Here is a 21954-nt window from a genome sequence, read left to right as displayed (position 1 = left end):
CAATGGCCATTTCCTATGACCTTAGACCAGTTGGTTCATGTTTTGCACGAAAAACAGATAATGTGGTCGTGAAGGAGAGTTCTAAGCTCTCTTTAATTGGTTTGTCGCAAGATGAAATGATGCAAGCTTTAAAGACAGTTGGTGTACCAGAGCATCAAACGCGTATGCGTGTGCGTCAGCTTTGGCATTGGCTTTATGTGCGTGGTGTTTCAAATTTTGATGATATGCTGAATATTTCTAAAGCAATGCGAGAAACACTTAAGTGTCATTTCTCCATTGCGCGCCCAGAAATTGTTGGAGAACAAATATCAAAAGATGGTACGCGTAAATGGCTCTTACGTTTTCCTGCACGTGGAGCTGGAAGGCCTGTTGAAATTGAAACGGTTTATATCCCTGAAGAAGGACGTGGTACTTTATGTCTTTCATCGCAAGTAGGGTGTACGTTAACCTGCTCTTTTTGTCATACGGGAACGCAGATACTTGTTCGTAATCTGACCGCAGAAGAAATTTTGGCACAATTATTGGTTGCACGTGATTGTTTGGGTGATTTTCCTGATAAGAATACCCCTGATGGAGCAATTGTTCCCATTGAAGGACGAAAAATTACCAATATTGTTATGATGGGAATGGGAGAACCTCTTTATAATTTTGAAGCTGTTAAAAAAGCTTTATTGATTGCCTCTGATGGCGATGGACTTTCTTTATCAAAACGTCGAATTACGCTTTCAACTAGTGGAGTTGTTCCTGGAATTATCCGAACTGGAGAAGAAATTGGTGTTATGTTAGCAATTTCACTCCACGCAGTACACGATACACTAAGGGATATGCTTGTTCCCATTAATAAAAAATATCCGCTTGCTTTACTAATGGAGGCTTGCCGTAATTATCCTGGTCTTTCCAATGCAAAACGAATCACATTTGAATATGTTATGCTGAAAGATATCAATGATAGTTTAGATGATGCTAAGCGATTGATTCAGTTATTGAAAGGGATTCCTTCTAAGATTAATTTAATCCCTTTTAATCCGTGGCCAGGGAGTAATTATCAGTGTTCTGATTGGGAGAAAATCGAGCGTTTTGCTGATGTTGTTAATCAAGCGGGCTATGCTTCTCCTATTCGGATACCGCGTGGACGCGATATTTTAGCTGCATGTGGACAGCTTAAATCAGCTTCAGAGCGCTTACGTAAATCTGAACGTTTACGACTTGAAAATGCCATTGGTCATTAGGTAACGCAATTTTCAGCGATATCGAGGCCTATACTTTTTTGTTTGTAATTTAATATCCAAACTTCATGCGATGGCATATGTGAGACAGAGATTAAGATGGATAAGTGCTAGACGAACAGTTTCAGCGTTTATATGCTAAATGGGGTAAGAGATTGTCTATAGTCTGTTTACATAATCTCTGAAATAAGAAGGAAACCTAATTTAGAGGGAATATGAGGTCTTAAGGATTATAACTAATTTCTACCTTATTATCATACTCGTTAATTCGGTTTTATGTCTTTTAAAAGCATCTACGGTAATATCTTTAAAAAGTGGAGATTGTGCACTGCCTCATGCTTTTGTTTATTATTTTCTTAAATAAGATCACGCATCACAAGCAAAACAGAGGATCTAAAATATAAATACCATTGAGTTATCCATTGATATGTTTTTTAAGTATCTCTTAGTACACTCTTCATATCACGATAATGCTTGTGAGGAGTATAACAAAAAGCTTCTGTGAATGTATTGTACTCCTACACCTTTATGTTTAATAAAGGTGTAAATTGGTACCACCATTCTATTTTTCAGCTCCCAATGTTGTAACAGCTTTTAGTACTTGAGATGGTTTATAAGAGGTGTTTTTATTCTTTTCTTAGATAGTTTTTATCCATACGAAAACTCCAGCTTCTCTTGTGATGTACAAAGGAAAGGTATTGTTTTATCCAAAACAAACAGGTTTGAAATGAAAAAATCTTATAATATTTGTTTTTTTTATTTAAATTAAAAGCGATACATTACACGTATAAATCAATGTTTTGTAACCACAAGGAGATGGAGGGCAAAGCTGGTAAAAGTACCAGCAATAAGCCAGTCGAGAAAGCGAATATAAAGAGGGTTCTTTTTGAGAGTTTTGGTAAGTTTATGCGCTGTAAAAACGATTGCAATTGTAATGGGGAAAGAAATAGGGATATAAGAGAGTCCTAAAAAGAGCAATTTTTGTGTTGCCATAGGATCATTCGCATTGATAAATTGTGGTAAGAATGTCGCGTTAAAGAGTATAACTTTAGGATTGAGAAGATTAATCCCAATACCAGCAAGATAGTTACGTTTAGCGCTTTGAGATTTAGAAGATGTCTGTTCAAAGGAAAAAGTGGGGTTTCTCCGTAAAGCTTGAAAGGAAAACCATAAAAGATAAAAGGCGCCAACAATTTTCAGAAGAACAAAAGTATGTGGGGCAGCAAAAATAAGCGCTGATAAGCCAAGTGCTACAGCCGTAACCTGAATGGCAAACCCTGTTGCACTACCCAAGGCGCACATAATTCCAGCTTTTTTGCTTTGTGTAATGGTTCGTCCTACAGAAAGCATCATATCTGGTCCTGGAATAAGTGCTAAAATCAACGATGCTAAAGCAAATTGTACAACAATAGACCACTCCGGTAGAAATGACACGTAAATCTCCTTTTATTTTTAAGCAGTGTTCACTATTTATACTTTGAGGCGCCTTTATTTACGCTTTTTGCGTCTTTTTAATGTTGCTTAAAAAGAATTTATTTTTATATTTCTTGCATCGTTTTGATTTTTGGGTAGAAATAAAAAAGTAGCTCATATAGAACGTTAAAATGAAAAAGTGGCAAAATATTAGAAAAGTTGTTTTGGCTTATTCAGGTGGATTGGATACGTCAATTATTCTTAAATGGTTGCAAAGTGCGCTAGGTGTTGAAGTTGTAACTTTTACAGCAGATTTGGGGCAGGGAGAAGAGCTAGAACTTGCTCGTCGTAAAGCTGAAATGCTAGGTGTTAAAGAGATCTACATTGAAGATTTGCGCGAAGAGTTTGTGCGTGATTTTGTGTTTCCGATGTTTCGAGCCAATACCGTTTATGAGGGGACTTATCTTTTAGGAACATCAATTGCACGTCCACTTATTTCAAAACGCCTTATTGAAATTGCTGAGGAAACAGGGGCAGATGCCATTGCTCATGGAGCAACAGGAAAAGGCAATGATCAGGTACGCTTTGAGCTTTCCGCTTATGCGCTTAATCCTGATATAAAGATTATTGCTCCATGGCGTGATTGGGATTTTAAGAGTCGGACAGATCTCTTTGAATTTGCTCGTATTCATCAAATTCCTGTAGAAAAGGATAAGCAAGGTGAAGCGCCTTTTTCAGTGGATGCAAATTTATTGCATTCTTCATCAGAAGGAAAGATTTTAGAAGATCCAGCACTTCCTGCTCCTGAATATGTCCATATGCGTACTCTTTCGCCGGAAGATGCTCCAGATCAAGCAACCAGAATTACTCTTGGCTTTAAAAAAGGCGATGCTGTTTCAATCAATGGAAAAAATTTATCTCCTGCAACTTTACTTGCAGAATTAAATCATTATGGGCGCGATAATGGTATTGGTCGGTTAGATTTGGTAGAAAATCGCTTTGTGGGTATGAAATCGCGGGGTATTTATGAAACACCAGGTGGAACCATTCTTTTGACGGCTCACAGAGCAATAGAATCTTTAACGTTAGATCGTGGTGCAGCGCATTTGAAAGATGAATTGATGCCACGTTATGCAGAACTCATTTATTATGGATTTTGGTTTTCGCCGGAACGTAAGATGTTGCAGGCAGCGATTGATTTATCTCAAGAACATGTTGAAGGTGAAGTCACGTTAAAGCTTTATAAGGGGAATGTAATTATTGAAGGGCGCCAAAGTAAAAAATCACTTTATTCCAGTGAGTTGGTAACTTTCGAGGATGATCAAGGTGTTTATGATCAAAGAGATGCAACTGGTTTTATTAAATTAAATGCCCTACGTTTATGTACATTAGCAAGGCGTCATCAAGTTGATAAAGAAAAGAAATAGAAAGTTACGGTGACAAGTGTAATGTGGATTAATGCTTTTGTATGAAATGCCTAGTTTAAGCATTTTTCTGTTGGTTTTTACCGTTCTTTCGTTCAATACTAGAAGCTTATCTTCTGCGCTAATAAATATAATAAGCAAAACCCATGATAATAATAGCAATGAAGGCTTCGATAATCAAAACAAGTCAATTTTGCTTTATAATATTGAATGTTTTTGATTTTTATCAGAACAAAATATGTTTATAACGAGGGCGGTTTTTGTATAGTGACTTAAGAGTATAAAGAAATTTTCATCTTTTTGCTTGCTATTATTGACGAATAAATTCAAGAACCATACACCCTATTTTGAAAGAGTGTAATTTTTAGGATAAATAATGATGCGTGATCAGTGTGATACCCTCAACCTTACGCCTGAATTAAAAGATGCAGCTTCTCAATCGAGAACTTGGCCATTTGAAGAAGCACGTAAGATTATCAAACGGTATGAAAAAACGGGTTATCCAGACAGTGTGATATTTGAAACAGGTTATGGCCCTTCTGGTTTACCGCATATTGGAACTTTTGGGGAAGTTGCACGTACAACCATGGTGCGTCATGCATTTCATATTCTCACGGAGAATAAAGTAAAAACAAAATTACTTTGTTTTTCTGATGATATGGATGGTTTGCGCAAGGTTCCTGAGAATGTGCCTGATCGCGAGAGGATGGAACATTATCTTGGTCAACCGTTGAGCCGTGTACCCGACCCTTTTGGAGATGATTATCCTTCTTTTGGAGCGGCAAATAATGCGCGGTTACGGGCTTTCCTTGATCGTTTTGGTTTTGATTATGAATTTGCAAGTGCTACGGATTATTACAATTCCGGTCGTTTTGATGAAACACTTTTGAAAATCCTTGCCTGTTATGACAAGGTTATGGCAATTATTTTACCAACATTAGGTGAAGAACGGCAAGCGACCTATTCACTCTTTCTACCGATTTCTCCCTTTTCTGGAAAAGTATTACAGGTACCGATGATTGCGCGTAATGTTGAAAAAGGGACTGTCACTTATATTGAACCTGAAACAGGAGAAATCATAGAAACAGAGGTTACGGGGGGCAAAGTTAAGTGTCAGTGGAAGGTAGATTGGGCAATGCGTTGGACAGCACTTAGCATTGATTATGAAATGGCCGGAAAAGACCTTATCGATTCCACAAATCTTTCTTCTAAAATTTGTAAAGTATTAGGTGGACCCCCCCCAGAAGGATTCAACTATGAGCTCTTTTTAGATGAGAAAGGGCAGAAAATTTCCAAATCCAAGGGAAATGGCTTAACCATTGATGAATGGCTTACTTATGCCCCAACAGAGAGTTTAGGGCTTTATATGTTTTCAAAACCTAAAACAGCAAAAAGGCTTTATTTTGATGTTATTCCTAAAGCTGTAGATGAATATTATGCTCATCTTTCTGCTTATGGTCGTCAAAAATGGCAAGAACGGCTCAGTAATCCTGTATGGCATATTCATAATGGTTGTCCACCGCAGGTTGATTTGCCTGTATCCTTTGCGATGCTTTTAAATTTGGTAAGTGCTTCAAATGCGGAGAATGCAGAAGTTCTTTGGGGTTTTATTTCTCGTTACGCTAAAGAAGCAAATGCACAAACTTATCCAGAACTTGATCAATTGGTGAAGTTTGCCATTAAATATTTTGATGTTTTTGTTAAACCAAACAAGAAATTTCGTATACCAGATGATAGCGAACGAGCAACATTAGCACAAATTGATGAAAAATTAGCTCATTTACCTGAAACTGTTGATGGCAACATATTACAAAATATGCTTCTTGATGTTGCACGATTAACGGAACGCTATCAAGATCATAGCAAAAAAAGCCCTGAAGGTGGGCCTGGTGTTTCTAATGTTTTTTTTCAAATGTTGTATGAAGTCCTTCTTGGACAAGAGCGAGGTCCACGATGGGGATCATTTATAGCGCTTTATGGGATTAATGAAATGCGTGCACTGATTGCTGAAACACTTGCACGTCCTGTGGAGGAATAATGGAACGAAGAGTGCAGGAAGTAAAGCGACGCCGTACATTTGCAATTATTGCTCACCCAGATGCGGGGAAAACAACATTAACAGAAAAGCTTTTATTGTTTGGTGGTGCTATTCAACTTGCAGGAGAAGTAAAAGCCAAAAAAGATCGTATTCAAACCCGTTCTGATTGGATGAATATTGAGCGTGATCGTGGTATTTCCGTTGTGACTTCGGTGATGACGTTTGAATATGAAAATCATATTTTTAATCTCCTAGATACCCCAGGCCATGAAGATTTTTCAGACGATACCTATCGCACACTCACAGCTGTTGATAGTGCTGTTATGGTGTTGGATGGGGCCCGCGGGATTGAGCCTAGAACATTAAAATTGTTTGAAGTGTGTCGGATGCGGGATATTCCTATTGTTACTTTTATCAATAAAATGGATCGTGAGGCACGTGATCCTATAGAGCTTTTAGATGAAATTGAAGAAAAGCTTGCTCTTGATACCGCCCCCATAACATGGCCCATTGGGTCGGGTAAAGATTTTGTCGGGACCTATGACCTTCATCATAACCGTTTTCGCCAAAAAGATGATGAGATAACACAGCGGATCGTTTCAAATCCCAGTGAGGTTGTCCATTTACTCCCTGAATATCAACGTTCCACTTTTATTGAAGGGGTAGAACTTGCTCAAAGTGTTTGCAAGAATTTTGATCTTCAAGCTTTCCGTGAAGGTCATATGACTCCGGTTTATTTTGGTTCAGCTTTACGAAATTTTGGTGTTCGTGATTTGATCAATGCACTTATTGATTTTGGTCAAAGTCCTCGTGATCAAAGTGCAGATCAGCGCAATATCATAGCAACTGAACCTAAAATGACGGGATTTGTTTTTAAAATTCAAGCGAATATGGATCCTAATCATCGTGATCGTATTGCATTTTTTCGGGTATGCTCGGGAACACTTGAACGTGGTATGAAAACAAAGTTGGTCCGAACAGGAAAACCGATGACACTTTCGGCTCCACAATTTTTCTTTGCGCGTTCGCGCCAAATTGCTGATCAAGCCTATGCTGGTGATATCGTAGGAATCCCTAATCATGGAACATTGCGTATCGGCGATACTTTGACTGAAGGAGAAGATATCCTCTTTAAGGGAGTACCAAATTTTGCACCAGAGATTTTGCGTCGTGTTTGTTTGGGCGATCCAATGAAAGCAAAAAAGCTCAAAGAAGCTTTGCAACAAATGGCTGAAGAAGGGGTTGTGCAATTGTTTATTCCTGATGATGGGTCGCCTTCTCTCATTGGTGTTATTGGTGCTTTGCAAATTGATGTTTTAAAAGAGCGATTAAAAATAGAATATTCTTTGCCAGTGAATTTTGAGTTTGCACGCTTTAATTTATGCCGTTGGATTTCAGCGCAGAGCAAAGATGAGTTGCAAAAGTTTCTCAGCAATCACCGCTCTGCTATTGCGTATGATTTAGAAGGTGATCCAGTTTTTTTAGCGGAGAACCATTTTTCATTAAATTATGAAGCAGAAAGAGCTCCTAAGATAAAATTTTCTACTTTTAAAGATTATCAAGTAAGCTTTTAATGTAAAGAAGAATTTTTTATGTAACAATTTGGTTGATAATGATTTTTCATATTGAGTTGGGGATCTGAATATTGTTATTTTTTCTGAAAACAAAAGGAGTATGTAAAGAACACTTTCAGATTGCACTGTATAAAGAATACGGTAAATTTATTTTATAATATTCAATAAGTTATAATATATTTGTAATTGTAACGTCTTTTAAAATTTTGATATATTTTTTCACAATAGCTTAAGACAAGGTCATATATTTCAGTATTTTGAATGTCAGCTAAAAATCTCCTGTATAAATAGAGCTTTTCAGTTTTTTCTTGTATGAAAATTGTATACAGTCAAAATAAAGCAAATAATCAATAAGATGAAATTTGTTATTCCCAATATGAGATCATATGACTTATAAACCACGTGTCTTTTCTATATCTTCTGGAATGGCTTTTTTGCCTCACTTTGTTGAGGCACTGCTCTCCGGTACCCTTATTGATAATTTCGCTCCCAATGGAGACATTCAAACTGCTCTTGCCGATAGCTTTATTTATGTTCCGACACGTCGTGCTGCTCGCGCTTTACGTTTAGCCTTTGTTGAAAGAAGCGATACACAATCAACTTTCTTACCAACCATTCGTGCTCTAGGAGATGTCGATGAAGACAGTTTCCTTTTTGTTGAAAATCATACCAGCACTCTGAATCCACCCATTGGAAAAAGTGAACGCTTACTGCTTTTAGCGCGCCTTATTCGCCCATGGCGTGAAAATTTACCTGCGCATCTGCGTGCCATGTTTGGTACAGAAGATGTACTTATTCCGGCTCATAGTGCTGATGCAATTTGGCTTGCTCAGGATTTAGCGCATTTGATGGACGAAATTGAAACAGAAGGAGCAGATTGGTCGAAACTTAAAGATATTGCACCTGATATGGTCGCTGAATGGTGGCAAATAACGCTCGACTTTCTGACTATTGTTACGCAAAATTGGCCACAAATCTTGACCGAAAGGCAACGAAGCAATCCCGCGGAATGGCGTAATCAAGCACTCACAATGCATGCAGAGACTTTGCGATGCACGCAGCCTGATAAACCTATCATTGCTGCTGGTGTGTCAGGTTCTATGCCCGCAGTTTCTCATCTTTTAAAGGTTATAGCTTCTCTGCCCAAAGGGGCTGTTGTTCTTCCTGGCCTTGATCTTCATATGGATGAAGAACAATGGAATGCACTAAGCACAAGCAATAAAGAAAAAACAGCTTGTGATTTTTTTGATCCTGCAGAAAATGTTTTTAGCCATCCTCAATATCATTTAAAAAAACTTCTAACTCTCATGGAGTGTCAACGTCATCATGTTTGCGAAATTGGCCAACAAAGTATAACAAAGAAAAAACGAATGGCTCTTTTATCAGAAGCACTCCGACCTGCTTCTACAACAGATAAATGGATACAAATTGTCCGTGATGATTATGAAAATCTTTGTGCAGATTGGTCATTTATTGAAGCTATAAATGAACGTGAAGAAGCTCTCGCTATAGCTGTTACCTTACGCAAAGCTATTGAAGAACCCAAAAAAACTGCAGCCCTTATTACAAATGACCGTAATTTAGCACGCCGTGTTGCCGTGGAATTACAGCGATTTGGAATTGAAGCAAATGATTCAGGCGGAATACCACTTGCACAAACATTGCCTGTAACTCTCTTACGACTTATCTTAGAAAATGTATTGCAACCTGATGATCCCATTGCTTTTCTTTCTCTTCTTAAACATCCCCTTACAACACTCCAACAAAATCGTCATCGTTTACGGGAAATGGCAGAAAATTTTGAACTTTTTGTTCTTCGAGGGTATACAGGGCGTATTAATCTTTGCGAGTGTGATCAATTTCTTGAAAAATGGATTGATACATCCTTTCATAATAGTTCTGAAATCAACACCCTTGATCAGCAGAAATGTGAAGAAGCACGTCTCCTTTGTCATCTTTTGAGGACAGCTGTTGAACCTTTAACATCTCTTATGAAACAAGAGAAAGAATGCACCATCAATGAGGCTGCAATAGCAACTGTTGAGGTTTTTGAAAATTTTGGTCGCAATGAGGATAATTCTCTTGCACATCTTTATCAACACGAAGCAGGACAAGCCCTATCAAAGTTTCTACGTGAATTGGTCAGTGATCAATCGGGATTAACATTTCATCTTTGTGAATGGCCCGCTATGTTTTCTGCCATAATAGCAACCCGTTCCGTCGCACCTTCGCCTGGAGGACATCCACGTTTATTCATCTGGGGTACTTTGGAATCGCGCTTGCAAACGGTTGATACAGTGGTCATCGGCGGTCTTAATGAAGGATCATGGCCGATATCAACCCGAAATGATGCTTTTTTATCGCGACCGATGAAAATGATGTTAACTCTGGAACCACCAGAGCAGCGTATTGGTCTTTCTGCGCATGATTTTCAATGGGCGATGGGAATGGATAAAGTGGTGATGAGTCGCGCATTGCGCGTTAATCATACGCCTTCCATTCCATCACGCTGGCTACAACGCATGGAAACAGTTGTAGGAAAACAGGTTTGGGAACAAATCCGTGAACGAGGTGAAATACTACGCCATTGGGCAAAGATGCTTGATCATACAAGCATAACTTCTGAGGTGAAACGTCCTTGCCCTTCTCCACCTCTTGATATACGCCCGCGCCATTTTTCAGTCACTGAAATAGAAACATTGCGATATGATCCCTATGCTATTTATGCTAAAAAAATCTTAAGGCTTAAACCACTTAAAGAACTTATTCATGATCCTAGCGCTTCAGAACGAGGAACACTTTATCACGCTATTCTTGCAGCTTTTTGCACACAAATGAAAAATCCAAATGCTGCAAATGCACTCAATGTACTGCTTGCTATTGGGCGTAAAGAGTTTGATAAATTCAACTTTCCACCCGATATTGAAGTAATTTGGTGGAATAGTTTTGAAAATCTTGCTCCACGCTTTATTCAATGGGAACAAAGTTTAGGACTGCGAGAGCGATATTCGGAAGTGGTATCACAAAAAATCCCTATAGGAACAACAGGAGTAACCCTTTCAGGACGTGCTGATCGTCTTGATGTTTTGCCAGATAAAACGGTTGAAATTCTAGATTTCAAAACCGGAACGCCTCCTTTATCAAAACAAGTTCGTGAATTATTATTTCCGCAATTGGCTTTAGAAACAGCTTTACTCATACAAGGGGGCTTCCCAGATTTTCAAGATTTTACACCCTCAAATTTATTTTACATTCCCCTTAACAAAAAAGGTGAAATTAAATCCCAATCAATTCTTTTAAAGAAAAAAGACGGAAAAACTTATCTAAGTGCTGTTGATCTTGCTGAAAATGCATGGGAAAATCTTATCGCACTCATAACTTATTATCAAAATCCACAACAAGGCTATCTCTCACATGCTGTCCCCATGTCAAAACGATATGAAGGTGACTACGACCATTTGGCTCGGTTGTGGGAATGGTCAAGTGGTTTTCATAAAGAAGAGTAATCATGACGTTTTTTTCTATTCCTGAAGCCGCTCTTGATGCACAAGCAACAGCAACACATCCCCAAAAAAACGTGTGGGTTTCTGCAAATGCTGGATCTGGAAAAACCCACGTTTTAAGTGAACGTGTTATCCGTTTGCTTTTAAACGGTACGCCTCCAGCACGTATTTTATGCCTTACTTATACAAGAGCTGCTGCTGCTGTTATGCAATCACGAATTTTTCGCACGCTTTCTAGTTGGAATGAGCTCGATGATGCACAGCTGCAAGAAACCTTAACACGGTTTGAAAAAAAACCTGTTAATGCGCAAAAACTAACTTATGCAAGGCAACTCTTTGCGCGTGCCCTCGAAACGCCTGGTGGCTTAAAAATTCAAACGATTCATGCTTTTTGTGAAGCTCTCTTACATCAATTTATGTTAGAAGCCAATATTGCAGGGCATTTTGAACTTCCCGATGATATCGGTCGAAAAAAATTACAACAAGAATCCCGTCGCGAACTTTTAGCCCGTCGTGATGTACAACCTGCTTTGCAACAGTTACTTCAAGTTATTAGCGAACATACTTTTAATCAATTGCTCTATGAGGCAGTTGAAAAGCAACATAAATTGTCTGATTTTTTATCTTCTCTTTTATCTGAAAATGGAGAAGAAAAATTGCGCGCGCTTTTTAACTTAGCGCCCAATGAAACAAATCAATATCTTCTGGAACAAATTAAACAAACAGCGCGCCTTCCTCTTTATGCTCTTAAGCATTGTGAAACCAATGGTAATCAAAGCTTTAAGGATATGGTGGCAAAACTTTCCCAATTAGAAAAGGTGCATGATGAGACAAATATTCTCAATATTATTTCTGATGTTTATTTTACAACAAAAGGTGAGCCGCGTAATTTTTCACATTTATTTCATAAAAAATCAGATGAAATTTGGCCTTTTATTCAACAAATGCTTGAAGATAAACAAAACAAGCTTTCTGTTCTTTTAGAAAAATATCAATGCGCAAAGGTTGCCACCCTCAATATGGCTGCTTTTCAGCTCTGTACTATTTATCTCAAAATTTATAAGAATCTAAAAAAGTCCAATGGCTTCTTAGACTTTGATGACCTTATTGAGCGTACACTTCATTTGTTACAGCGCAAAGGTGCAAGCCAATGGGTGCACTATAAACTTGATCAGGGACTTGATCATATTCTACTTGATGAAGCACAAGACACCAACCCTGAGCAATGGCAAATTATTCAACTGTTGGCACAGGAATTTTTTTCAGGGTATAGCCAACGAACAAACATACGGACTCTTTTTGCTGTTGGAGATGAAAAGCAATCTATTTATTCTTTTCAAGGCGCTGCTCCAGAAAATTTTGCTGCAAATGGACGAATTATTCAAAAAAAAGTGCAGCAAACAAATCAGCAATTTGAAAAAATACAACTGCATTATTCTTTTCGCTCTACAGCAGATGTTCTTAAAAGCGTTGATCTTGTTTTTGAAACACCAGAAAACTATAAAGGACTTTCGGCAGAAAATACAAAAACGGTGCATGAAGCTATCCGTGTTCACAGTCCCGGTGAAGTTGTTATATGGGATGCCATTTCAAAAGAAACGAGTGAGTTTCCTCAAGATTGGCATGCAACTGTTAATCATTTAGATACACCTGAAGTCCGTTTAGCAGAAAAAATTGCTGAAACGATTGCTGACTGGTTACAAAAAGGCGAAATGCTTCCAGCAAAAGGACGCTTAATACGTGCAAGTGATATTATGATCTTGGTCCGTAAACGTGATCAATTTGTCTCAGCTCTTTCTCGTGCTCTTAAACACCGTAATATTCCCGTAGCAGGGGCTGATCGTTTACAGCTTACCAAACATATTAGTATCCGTGATTTAATGGCGCTTGCGCGTTTTGTTTTACAGCCACAAGATGATCTTTCTCTTGCTTGTGTTTTAAAAAGCCCACTTTTTGCTCTTAGTGAAGAGGAACTCTATCAGCTTGCCGCACACCGCACCGGCTCTCTTTGGCAAAGTCTGTGTGCGCATACATCATCGCAGGTATCTTTTAAAGATGCTTTTGAAAAGCTAAACCATTATCGCGCTTTAGTGGATAAAATACCAGTTTTCGAGTTTTATAGCCATATTTTGAATAATGATAAGGGACGGCAAAAAATTCTATCCCGTTTAGGATCTGAAGCAAATGATGTGCTCGATGCTTTTATGGATTATACGCTCACTATTCAAAAAACAGGATTACCAGGATTACAAGCTTTTTTAGAAACATTAAGTGCAAGCGAACCAGAAATTAAACGTGAATTTGAACAAAGTAATGAAGAAATTCGCATTATGACTGTTCATGCTGCAAAAGGACTAGAGGCTGCTGTTGTGTTTTTAGTCGATCCTGGCAGTGCGATTTGGCATCCTCAGCATGCGCCTCACTTGCTTAAAGTTCCTTTAAACAATGCACAATGGAACGGAAAACAAGCCTTTATTTGGCATCCCAATGAAAAGTTTAATACAAAACTCTCTAAACAAGCAATTTCATATTTAAAAGAGCGTGCAGAAGAAGAATATAGGCGTCTTCTTTATGTAGGAATGACACGCGCTGAAGATCGCTTGTTTATTTGTGGGTATAAAGGTCCGAAAACGCCATCTCATACATGGTTACAACTCGTAAAAAAAGCCCTCGAACCGCATGCCCTTGCTATAAAAGATTCTTCGGAAGATATTGCAGCTTGGCGTTATTGCATTACACCTGCTTCTTCTGCTTCTATAAACTCAAAAGTTCCTTGCACTGAATCTCAAACCTTACCAGCGTTACCTGCTTTTTTCTCTCATAAAGTACCAGCAGAACCAGTGTTACCAAAACCGTTAAAACCGTCAGTGGCGAGCCTTTCCATTGAGGCTGATACCGAGATTTCTTTTAATTCAAAATATCATAGCGTTTCGCCTGTTTTGGGAGAAAAAAATACCAACAGGGCTTTTTCCATTGAATATGGTAATCTCGTTCACCGATTGTTACAATACTTACCCGATTGTCCCCCACAAAAACGTCGAGATTATGCTCGAAACTATCTCAATATCAAAGCCTCTCATTGGGATGAAAGCCAAAGAGAAGATGCTCTTCGCCATGTTTGGAAAATATTAGATCATGTTTACCTCAAGCCCCTTTTCTCTGAGCATTCACGTGCTGAGGTCTCCTTAATGGGTATTGTGAAAATTCGTGGAAAAGAACAAGCAATTTCTGGTCAAATTGACCGTCTTTACATCACGCAAAACAGCATTATCTTTGCCGATTTTAAAACAGGAACCCCACCAGAAAATGAAGCTGCTATTGCTTCCCATCACTGGTTGCAAATAGCTCTTTACCGAAAATTGTTGCAAGCTATTCATCCCGATAAAGATATCCAGGCTCTGCTTATCTACAGTAAAGAAGCCAAAATTTTTAAACTTCCTCCAGAAAAACTTGAGGCATTTCTTAGTGAAGTTGCTTTATAAGCTACTCTTTTCCTTGCAAATCATCTTTACACTTTATTTACTTTCATAAAATCGCTCAAACAAACACAACGCACAATCTCTGGTGTAAAAAAGTCCTTTAATAATTTATCTTTGCAATAACTTGATATGAATTGTTATTATACCAATCTATAAAAGGTGAATATAAAGGATAAATCAATGACGTGTATAAAAGTTGATAAGGACAATTTCGAAAGTGAAGTTCTAACTTCTTCCACCCCTGTTGTGGTTGATTTTTGGGCAGAATGGTGTGGCCCTTGCAAAGTGATTGCTCCAATGTTGGATGAGATTTCAATAGAAATGCAAAATCAAGTTAAAATTGCTAAGGTAAATATTGATGAAAATCCGGAACTGGCTACCCAATACGGAGTACGTTCTATCCCTACATTATTAATGTTTAAAAATGGAAATATTTCATCGAATATGGTTGGCGCTACCTCTAAAGGACGTCTTTCTGAATGGATAAAAGATGGGCTTAGTTAATTCCACATATAATCACTCTAAAGGAGAGAAGTTTTGTCTCTCCTTTTGACTTTTTTAAAATATTCTTTTTTGCATTATATTATAATGAAAAGACAATAAAAATCAAAATTGTAAATGAATTTAAGAATTCGTGCTTTTATGCATGATTCAATTGACCATTTTTATAAAAAATTGCTTTGTATGAAGAATATAGGCAATTCTTTCCTTATAGGCGCGTTAAAAATATTGGGTGAATGATAATTTCATAAAGGTATTTCTTCTTAGATAAGATTATTGAGATAGATAGTGCTTTCAACACATAAAGGGAGATTTTAAGCAAAAACTTTGCAAATTACTTTTCTAAAGCTCACAACTTTTAAGCAGAAAGAAACAAGCAATTCACTACAGGTTATATAATGCTCTTCTAAAGGGTTATCACTTCAATTTAAAATTCTCTTATACTATTCTCTAAAATAAATTGATGAATTCCTATAAATTAACGGCTGTCCTTTGCAATTTATGTCATTGTTATATGAAAGAGTCAGCACTTCGTTTCATCTTCCATGGTTGCTGCCTCCATGAAGCCTTCTTTATGTTGTTCATCATCTCAAATTTCATAGGTATATCCTGAGATATTACCAACTAAAAAATGATGATGCCCATGATTATATCTATATTTTTTAAAATGTACGAATTGTAAAAGACTGTTGCAAACATTCAATGGAATGTTGCGCTGATCTAACTGTTACATGACGCCCATGTTCTTTATAGTGTAAGGTGAGTGCAAAAGTGGCGAGCTCTAAAAGAGCTGTATTTCTTTCTGGCCATTCAACAAGTAAAATATTTTTCTCACGAGCTTCATGAAGCCCTAATTCATCAATTTCTTCTGCCATAGAAAGGCGATAAAGATCAGCATGAATAATTTCAAACTTTGGAAGTTGATAGCTTTGCACAAGAGTAAAAGTAGGGCTTGGAACATCCATAGTGTTATCGTTCGCAAGTGTTTGAATGATTGTACGTGCAATGGTTGATTTTCCAGTTCCAAGATCTCCTTGCAGCGTTACAAGATCTCCTGGCTTTAAAGAAAGAGCTAAATTTTGTGCAAAAAGCTTTGTTGCCTCTTCATTTTCAAGAAAAAAACTAAAATTCATTAAAAGTTCCATGAAATGGATGAAAAATTTTTGTTATCATAAAGGTTAAAATTAAAAAATCGTATCTCCTTTGGAGAGTGGGAAAAAACATTTAACTGTTGTTCCTTTTCCAGAACCGGTAAGAATTTCAACATGTCCACCGTGTAGTTCAACGAAACTTTTTACAAGGGAAAGGCCAAGACCCGCTCCCGCACGCCCACCATGGTGTGAATGGGAAGAAAAACGTTTAAAAATACGATCAAGGACGTCTTCTGGGATGTCAGAGCCCTGATTGTGAACGCTAAAGACAATGTTATCATCTTGTTCATCGACGCAAAATTCAATAGTACTCGCCTCCGTTGCAAAATTAATAGCATTACTCAGTACATTCACAAAAATTTGATGCAAGCGTTTTTCATCAGCAGAAATAGAATTTAAGGAAGGAGAAATTTGTTGTAAAAGCGTAATATGACGTTCATTAAGGCGATCTTCTACACGTGCTACTGCTTGTATCATAGCATCGGCAATGTTAACCGATTTTATGTCCAACTCCATAATGCCTGCATCAAGGGTAGCAAGATCAAGAATATCGTTAACAATATTTAAAAGAGTTCCTGATTCTGAATGAATGTGTTCAAGATATTCTTGTTGACGTTCATTGATAGAGCCGAAAATTTGATCACGTAAAATATCGGAAAATCCAATAATATTGGTGAGAGGTGTGCGTAATTCATAAGAAACATGTTGGACAAATTCATTACGCAAACGATCAGCACTTTCTAATGCTTCATTTTTTTCTTGAAGAGCACGCGCAACATGGACAGTGTCCGTAACATTCACAAAAGTAAGCATCGTTTGTCCATTAGGAAGAGGGACCAGAGTATAGTCAATAATCATATCATTTTTAAGATCTATACGACCTGAAAATGTTTCACGTTTTTCAGCAAAACCGGTAATGAACTTGGTAAATTGATCCCATTCTTGCCCCAAGGTTAAGGCTGAACAATGGCTTTGTAACTGCGTAATATGGGTTCCTTCTACCAGTAAATTATAAGGAAGAGACCACAATTTCGACAAGGCAGGATTCGATAAGCGAAGGCGTCCATCAGTACCAAAAACGACCACACCTTCAGAAAGTTTATCAAGTGTTTCACCTTGTATTTTAATAAGTGTATTATAACGGCGCTCAAGATCAATTTTTTCTGTAAGGTTTTCGTAAAGCCAAGTGACACCTCCTTGTGGATGAGGGTTCGAGACAACACGCACCGTACGTCCATCTGGAAGATTCCAAATTTGTTGGTTCGATTCTGTTTGCCAATAGGCTTTTAAAAGTTCTTCTTTCCATGCGCGCCAATCAGGGTGTTCAGCAATGAGCCCCTTTTCACGTAAACGTTCAAGAAACAATGTATGGCTTGGTTCACTTTCTAAAAAAGAACTCTCCAACGGCCATAAAATTTTGAAAGCATGATTACAGAATTTTAATTTTTGGTTTGTATCAAAAATGGCTACAGCTGTTGAAATTTGGTCAAGTGTTTCACAATGGCTTTGAAGAACATATCTTAATTCATGAGCAAGATTTTCATATGCGCTGTCATCACGTGCAAAAGCTGCCATCCCTTCAGCTGTTGTAATACGTGTGAGATGAAAACGGTGCCGTTCTCCACCAATAACCGTATAAACATGTTCTTGAAAAATTGTTTCTGTTTCATCTGTTTTGCGTTGTGTATTTTCATTGAAAAGATCCCCCACGTCATCACTGTCTTCACGAAAGTCTGTCATTTCTCTAAAGGCGCGATTGATAAAACAAACTTTTCCTTCACAATCTTTTATCCATACGGGCTCTTGAATAAGATCAAGAAGATTACGCTGCATTCTCAATTCAGTAAGAAGGCGGGCGATATCTTTCTGTAAACGAGAATTTTCTTTCTGTTGTTTTGAGATATCTTGAAAACGAGCAATGGCGACTGTTCCTGCGATGACTCCTGTAACTTGTAGCGGTACATTGTTTGTGGTGGTGATAGAAAGATCAAAAGGGTGACATTTACAACGTAGTTGAGTCAATGCATAATCAAGTTCTCGCAGAGAATTTTCTTCAACCCAGAGCTCAAAACGCTGAAAATCTTTCTGATCGATTCCTATTTTTTGCAATGCAGAAAGAGCACCAACAACACGGGGTAAGGTTGTTGGATTTTCCCAAATAAGAAGGAATTGCTCGGTTTCTTCCAGAAGCCATTCATAATATTTAAGTTTTTCAGAAAAATTTGCCTGAATTATCTTCAAAGGCTTCTGTGCAGTTTTTTTTGCACGCACGGTAACAGCTATACACGAGAGAAGTGAAGCACAAGAAATTCCTCCACACAGCGCTAAAAGCAGCCATGGACCATTCGGCAAAGTGAAGAAAAATGGTAAATAACCTTCCAATGACTGAGCAAAAGCGCATGTTGGAGAAAAAAAGAAAAAAAAGCAAAATATATACGTATAGATTCGGATCTCTTTTTGAGTTTTTTCTTTGGGGTTATAGTCACCAAAGCTGAGCACGGCATCTTTCCCTTTTTTAACCCAAGGAAACGTATTAGTAACGGTAATGGTTTGGTTTATAAGGTCCTTGTGGTGAGACTCCAATATAAGCGGCTTGTTCTTCTGATAAAACACTTAATTTTATTCCTAACCGATCCAGATGTAGACGTGCAACCTTTTCATCAAGATGTTTAGGCAAAACAGTGACTTCATTTGTATAGTGTTCTGAACGGGTAAAAAGTTCAATTTGCGCTAAAACTTGATTAGTAAACGAGGCCGACATGACAAAAGAAGGATGCCCAGTCGCATTCCCGAGGTTTAACAAACGCCCTTCAGAGAGCAAAATGATGCGTTTTCCATCGGGAAAGGTGATCATATCAACTTGTGGTTTAATATTTGTCCATGGCAAATTTCTAAGGGCAGCGACTTGGATTTCGTTATCAAAATGACCAATATTTCCAAGAATACACATATCCTTTACTTGTCGCATATGATCTAAACGAACAACATCTTTATTGCCTGTTGTCGTGATGATAATATCAGCACTGGAAGCAGCATCATCCAAATTAACAACTTCATAGCCATCCATAGCGGCTTGAAGAGCGCAGATAGGATCAATTTCTGTTACTTTAACACGAGCCCCAGCACCAGAAAGAGATGCTGCTGAACCTTTTCCTACATCACCATAACCACAGACAATGGCAGTTTTACCAGCGATCATCACATCTGTTCCACGTCGAATACCATCGACCAATGATTCTTTACATCCATATTTATTATCAAACTTTGATTTAGTGACGCTATCATTAACATTAATAGCAGGAAAAGGTAGAAGTCCTTCTTTTTGTAACTGATAAAGACGGTTTACACCTGTTGTGGTTTCTTCGCTTACACCTTTAATTGCCGCGCGCTGTCGTGTAAAAAAACCTGGCGTTGCATCCATACGCTTTTGTATTTGTTTGAAAAAAATTTCTTCTTCTTCTGTTTTGGGATGCGATAAAATATCTTTATTTTGTTCTGCACGACTTCCCATTAAAATATAGTTTGTGGCGTCAGCTCCATCATCTAAAATAAGATTGGAAGGATTACCATCTGGCCATTGGAAGATTGCATCTATATAAGTCCAATATTCTTCCAATGTTTCACCTTTAATGGCAAATACAGGAATGCCAGTTGCGGCGATAGCTGCTGCTGCATGGTCTTGCGTAGAAAAAATATTGCTAGAGCTCCATCGTATATCGGCGCCAATCGCTTTTAATGTTTCAATTAAAACAGCTGTCTGAATTGTCATGTGCAATGAGCCAGAAATACGCGCTCCGCGCAAAGGTTGACTGGAAGAAAACTCCTTACGACAAGCCATCAAACCAGGCATTTCTGTTTCAGCAATATCAAGTTCTTTACGACCATAAGCAGCAAGTGCAATATCTTTGACAACAAAATCTTGAGCTGCCATTCTTCATTCCTTTAAAATAAGTTTTTCCAAGACGGTAGGAGAAATTAAAAAAAAATGCAAGACAAGAAGAGGACTTCTTTATGTGAAAAAGCTCTTTTAAAATCTCCATAAATTTGTGCAACAAATATGCATTTATGGATCTGAGTAGTGATGTTGCTGACGGAGTAGGAGATCTTCATGATAAGTTTTATTATATAAACAAAATTCTATCCTTTTCACGTAACTTTAAAGCTTTTAAAAGTCTCCAGAGGGAATACCTTTTAAATAATAAAAATGGTGCATTGCTTTACAGTTTTTATATTGATTTTTATGGGATAATATCGAAAGTAGTATACTCGTATTCTACTCACTTATGCGGTTGTTGAAAAAGGAAGAATTACTTTAATCTCATTATTAAGCTTTTTAGCAAAATAATATAAATGTAAAGCCATAGATTATCATGTTTATGGATAGGCAGTTCAGAATCGGTTCTTTAGGATTCCAATGTTGCACCTGCTCTTGGATAAAGACAGTTTATAAGAAGTGCTTTTCTCCTGTTTTCAACGATTTTTATCAAAAGACTATAGATATACGATTAAACATTTTTTGTGATACTGAATAGAGTATTTAAAATGTAAAAACATCACTCTATTGAACACTCTGATTTTAAAACCGCTAACAACGCGCTATGAATTATAAATCAAATAATTAACTCAGTTTTGGAAGAATTTATTCTAGACGAGTAGGTTTTGGGAAAATTGACCATGTGGACGAAATCGCCAGAGATAACTTGGCAAGAATGCTGCCATTGCTCTGGGGGTAATACCCACACCTTCTAGAGTATATCCATTCTCTATAGCTTCTTTAGAAACAATGTTATCCATTTGCAAAAAACGTATCTGATTGGCTGTTACGAGTGTTGGTACAAAAGGCAATTTACCGATTGTTCCCAAAATTCCTCCAATCAATAGACCAGCAGAAAGGGGCATGGATAGGATTGTTTTTTTACGGTGAATAATTTTGAGTATATTTTCAAGAGTATTTTGGAAGGTGATAATCTGGGGACCACCAAGATCATAATTTTTTCCCCAAGCAACCTGTCCATCTAAAGCGCGCACGATAAACTCAGCAACGTCACCAACATACACGGGTTGCAATTTGCTTTGTCCACCTCCAAAAAGAGGCATAATTGGTAAAAAACGTGACAAATCTGCTAAGGTGTTAAAGAAACAATCCTCTGGTCCAAAGATAACGGATGGACGGATAATAATTGCTTGAAGATGCTTGTTGTGAATGATTTGTTCACCCATAAACTTAACACGTGCATAAAGACATGAAGCATTCTCGTTAGCCACAAGTGTTGACATATAGATGAGCGGAATACCAGTTTCTGCTGTTAATTCAGCAACATTGTAAACACCATCAATTTGTGTGTTTTTAAAATTCGATTGACTTGCTTGTTTTAAGCTACCAGGCAAAAACACTGCCGCATCAGCTCCAAGCAACGCGCGTGCAACAGAGGCACGATGCTTGATATCTGTTTTAAGCATTTGGGTTTGTCCTACTTCTCCTATTTGGAGCATATAATAAGCTTTTTGCGGACAACGAACAGCGATACGAACGCGATATCCCCGCTTAGTCAAAGTTTCAACGACATGTCGTCCTACAAAACCGGATCCGCCAAAAACAGTAATGAGTTTAGGATGTTGATAAAGTGCACAATCAAGTTGCATGA

Annotated in this window: 12 protein-coding genes; 7 read left to right on the top strand and 5 right to left on the bottom strand. The window is 37.8% G+C overall.

Annotation, left to right across the window (positions count from 1 at the left end; genetic code table 11):
• Window positions 1-2 precede the first annotated feature (2 nt).
• A complete protein-coding gene (rlmN, locus tag ACFIQC_RS00665) occupies window positions 3-1229 on the top strand; it encodes a 23S rRNA (adenine(2503)-C(2))-methyltransferase RlmN (protein ID WP_375706602.1) in 1227 nt (408 codons plus the stop codon).
• Window positions 1230-2018: 789 nt separating this feature from the next.
• Here the strand turns inward: rlmN and ACFIQC_RS00660 are convergent.
• Entirely contained in the window at window positions 2019-2660 is a 642-nt protein-coding gene (locus ACFIQC_RS00660) for a LysE family translocator (RefSeq protein WP_375612781.1), read from the bottom strand.
• A 170-nt stretch (window positions 2661-2830) separates the two neighbouring features.
• Here ACFIQC_RS00660 and ACFIQC_RS00655 point away from each other — a divergent pair, with 170 nt between their 5' ends.
• The 6 genes from ACFIQC_RS00655 (at window position 2831) to trxA (ending at window position 15161) form a co-directional block, all read left to right on the top strand.
• Window positions 2831-4066: an argininosuccinate synthase gene (locus ACFIQC_RS00655; protein WP_375639799.1), complete on the top strand. Its 1236-nt coding sequence runs from the start codon at window positions 2831-2833 to the stop codon at window positions 4064-4066.
• 373 nt (window positions 4067-4439) lie between these two features.
• A complete protein-coding gene (locus ACFIQC_RS00650; RefSeq protein WP_375706601.1) occupies window positions 4440-6101 on the top strand; it encodes a lysine--tRNA ligase in 1662 nt (553 codons plus the stop codon).
• Window positions 6101-7675, top strand: coding sequence for a peptide chain release factor 3 (locus ACFIQC_RS00645; RefSeq protein WP_375639794.1), 1575 nt, complete (start codon window positions 6101-6103; stop codon window positions 7673-7675). The genes ACFIQC_RS00650 and ACFIQC_RS00645 overlap by 1 nt, the downstream gene beginning before the upstream one ends.
• Before the next feature lie 386 nt (window positions 7676-8061).
• On the top strand, window positions 8062-11181 hold the full coding sequence (gene addB / locus ACFIQC_RS00640) for a double-strand break repair protein AddB (protein WP_375706600.1): 3120 nt from the start codon (window positions 8062-8064) through the stop codon (window positions 11179-11181).
• 2 nt (window positions 11182-11183) lie between these two features.
• Window positions 11184-14660: a double-strand break repair helicase AddA gene (addA, locus tag ACFIQC_RS00635; RefSeq protein ID WP_375706599.1), complete on the top strand. Its 3477-nt coding sequence runs from the start codon at window positions 11184-11186 to the stop codon at window positions 14658-14660.
• Window positions 14661-14837: 177 nt separating this feature from the next.
• Window positions 14838-15161, top strand: coding sequence for a thioredoxin (trxA, locus tag ACFIQC_RS00630; protein ID WP_273790200.1), 324 nt, complete (start codon window positions 14838-14840; stop codon window positions 15159-15161).
• Between the two features lie 659 nt (window positions 15162-15820).
• On the opposite strand, the gene tsaE is transcribed toward trxA, so the two are convergent.
• From tsaE to ACFIQC_RS00610, 4 genes are all read right to left on the bottom strand, one after another.
• Complete coding sequence (gene tsaE, locus ACFIQC_RS00625; protein ID WP_375612787.1) at window positions 15821-16291, bottom strand: tRNA (adenosine(37)-N6)-threonylcarbamoyltransferase complex ATPase subunit type 1 TsaE; 471 nt, start codon at window positions 16289-16291, stop codon at window positions 15821-15823.
• Between the two features lie 51 nt (window positions 16292-16342).
• The gene (locus tag ACFIQC_RS00620) at window positions 16343-18808 is read right to left on the bottom strand and encodes an ATP-binding protein (protein ID WP_375639777.1); all 2466 of its coding nucleotides are present in this window, start codon (window positions 18806-18808) and stop codon (window positions 16343-16345) included.
• A 34-nt stretch (window positions 18809-18842) separates the two neighbouring features.
• Window positions 18843-20240, bottom strand: a complete 1398-nt coding sequence (ahcY, locus tag ACFIQC_RS00615) for an adenosylhomocysteinase (RefSeq protein WP_375620877.1) — start codon at window positions 20238-20240, stop codon at window positions 18843-18845.
• A gap of 713 nt (window positions 20241-20953) precedes the next feature.
• Window positions 20954-21952, bottom strand: coding sequence for a complex I NDUFA9 subunit family protein (locus tag ACFIQC_RS00610; RefSeq protein ID WP_375620876.1), 999 nt, complete (start codon window positions 21950-21952; stop codon window positions 20954-20956).
• Between the last annotated feature and the right edge of the window lie 2 nt (window positions 21953-21954).

Source organism: Bartonella sp. AA126HLJHH (genome assembly GCF_042197425.1).
Classification (GTDB): Bacteria; Pseudomonadota; Alphaproteobacteria; order Rhizobiales; family Rhizobiaceae; genus Bartonella.
This window is presented reverse-complemented; position numbering and strand designations above follow the sequence as displayed.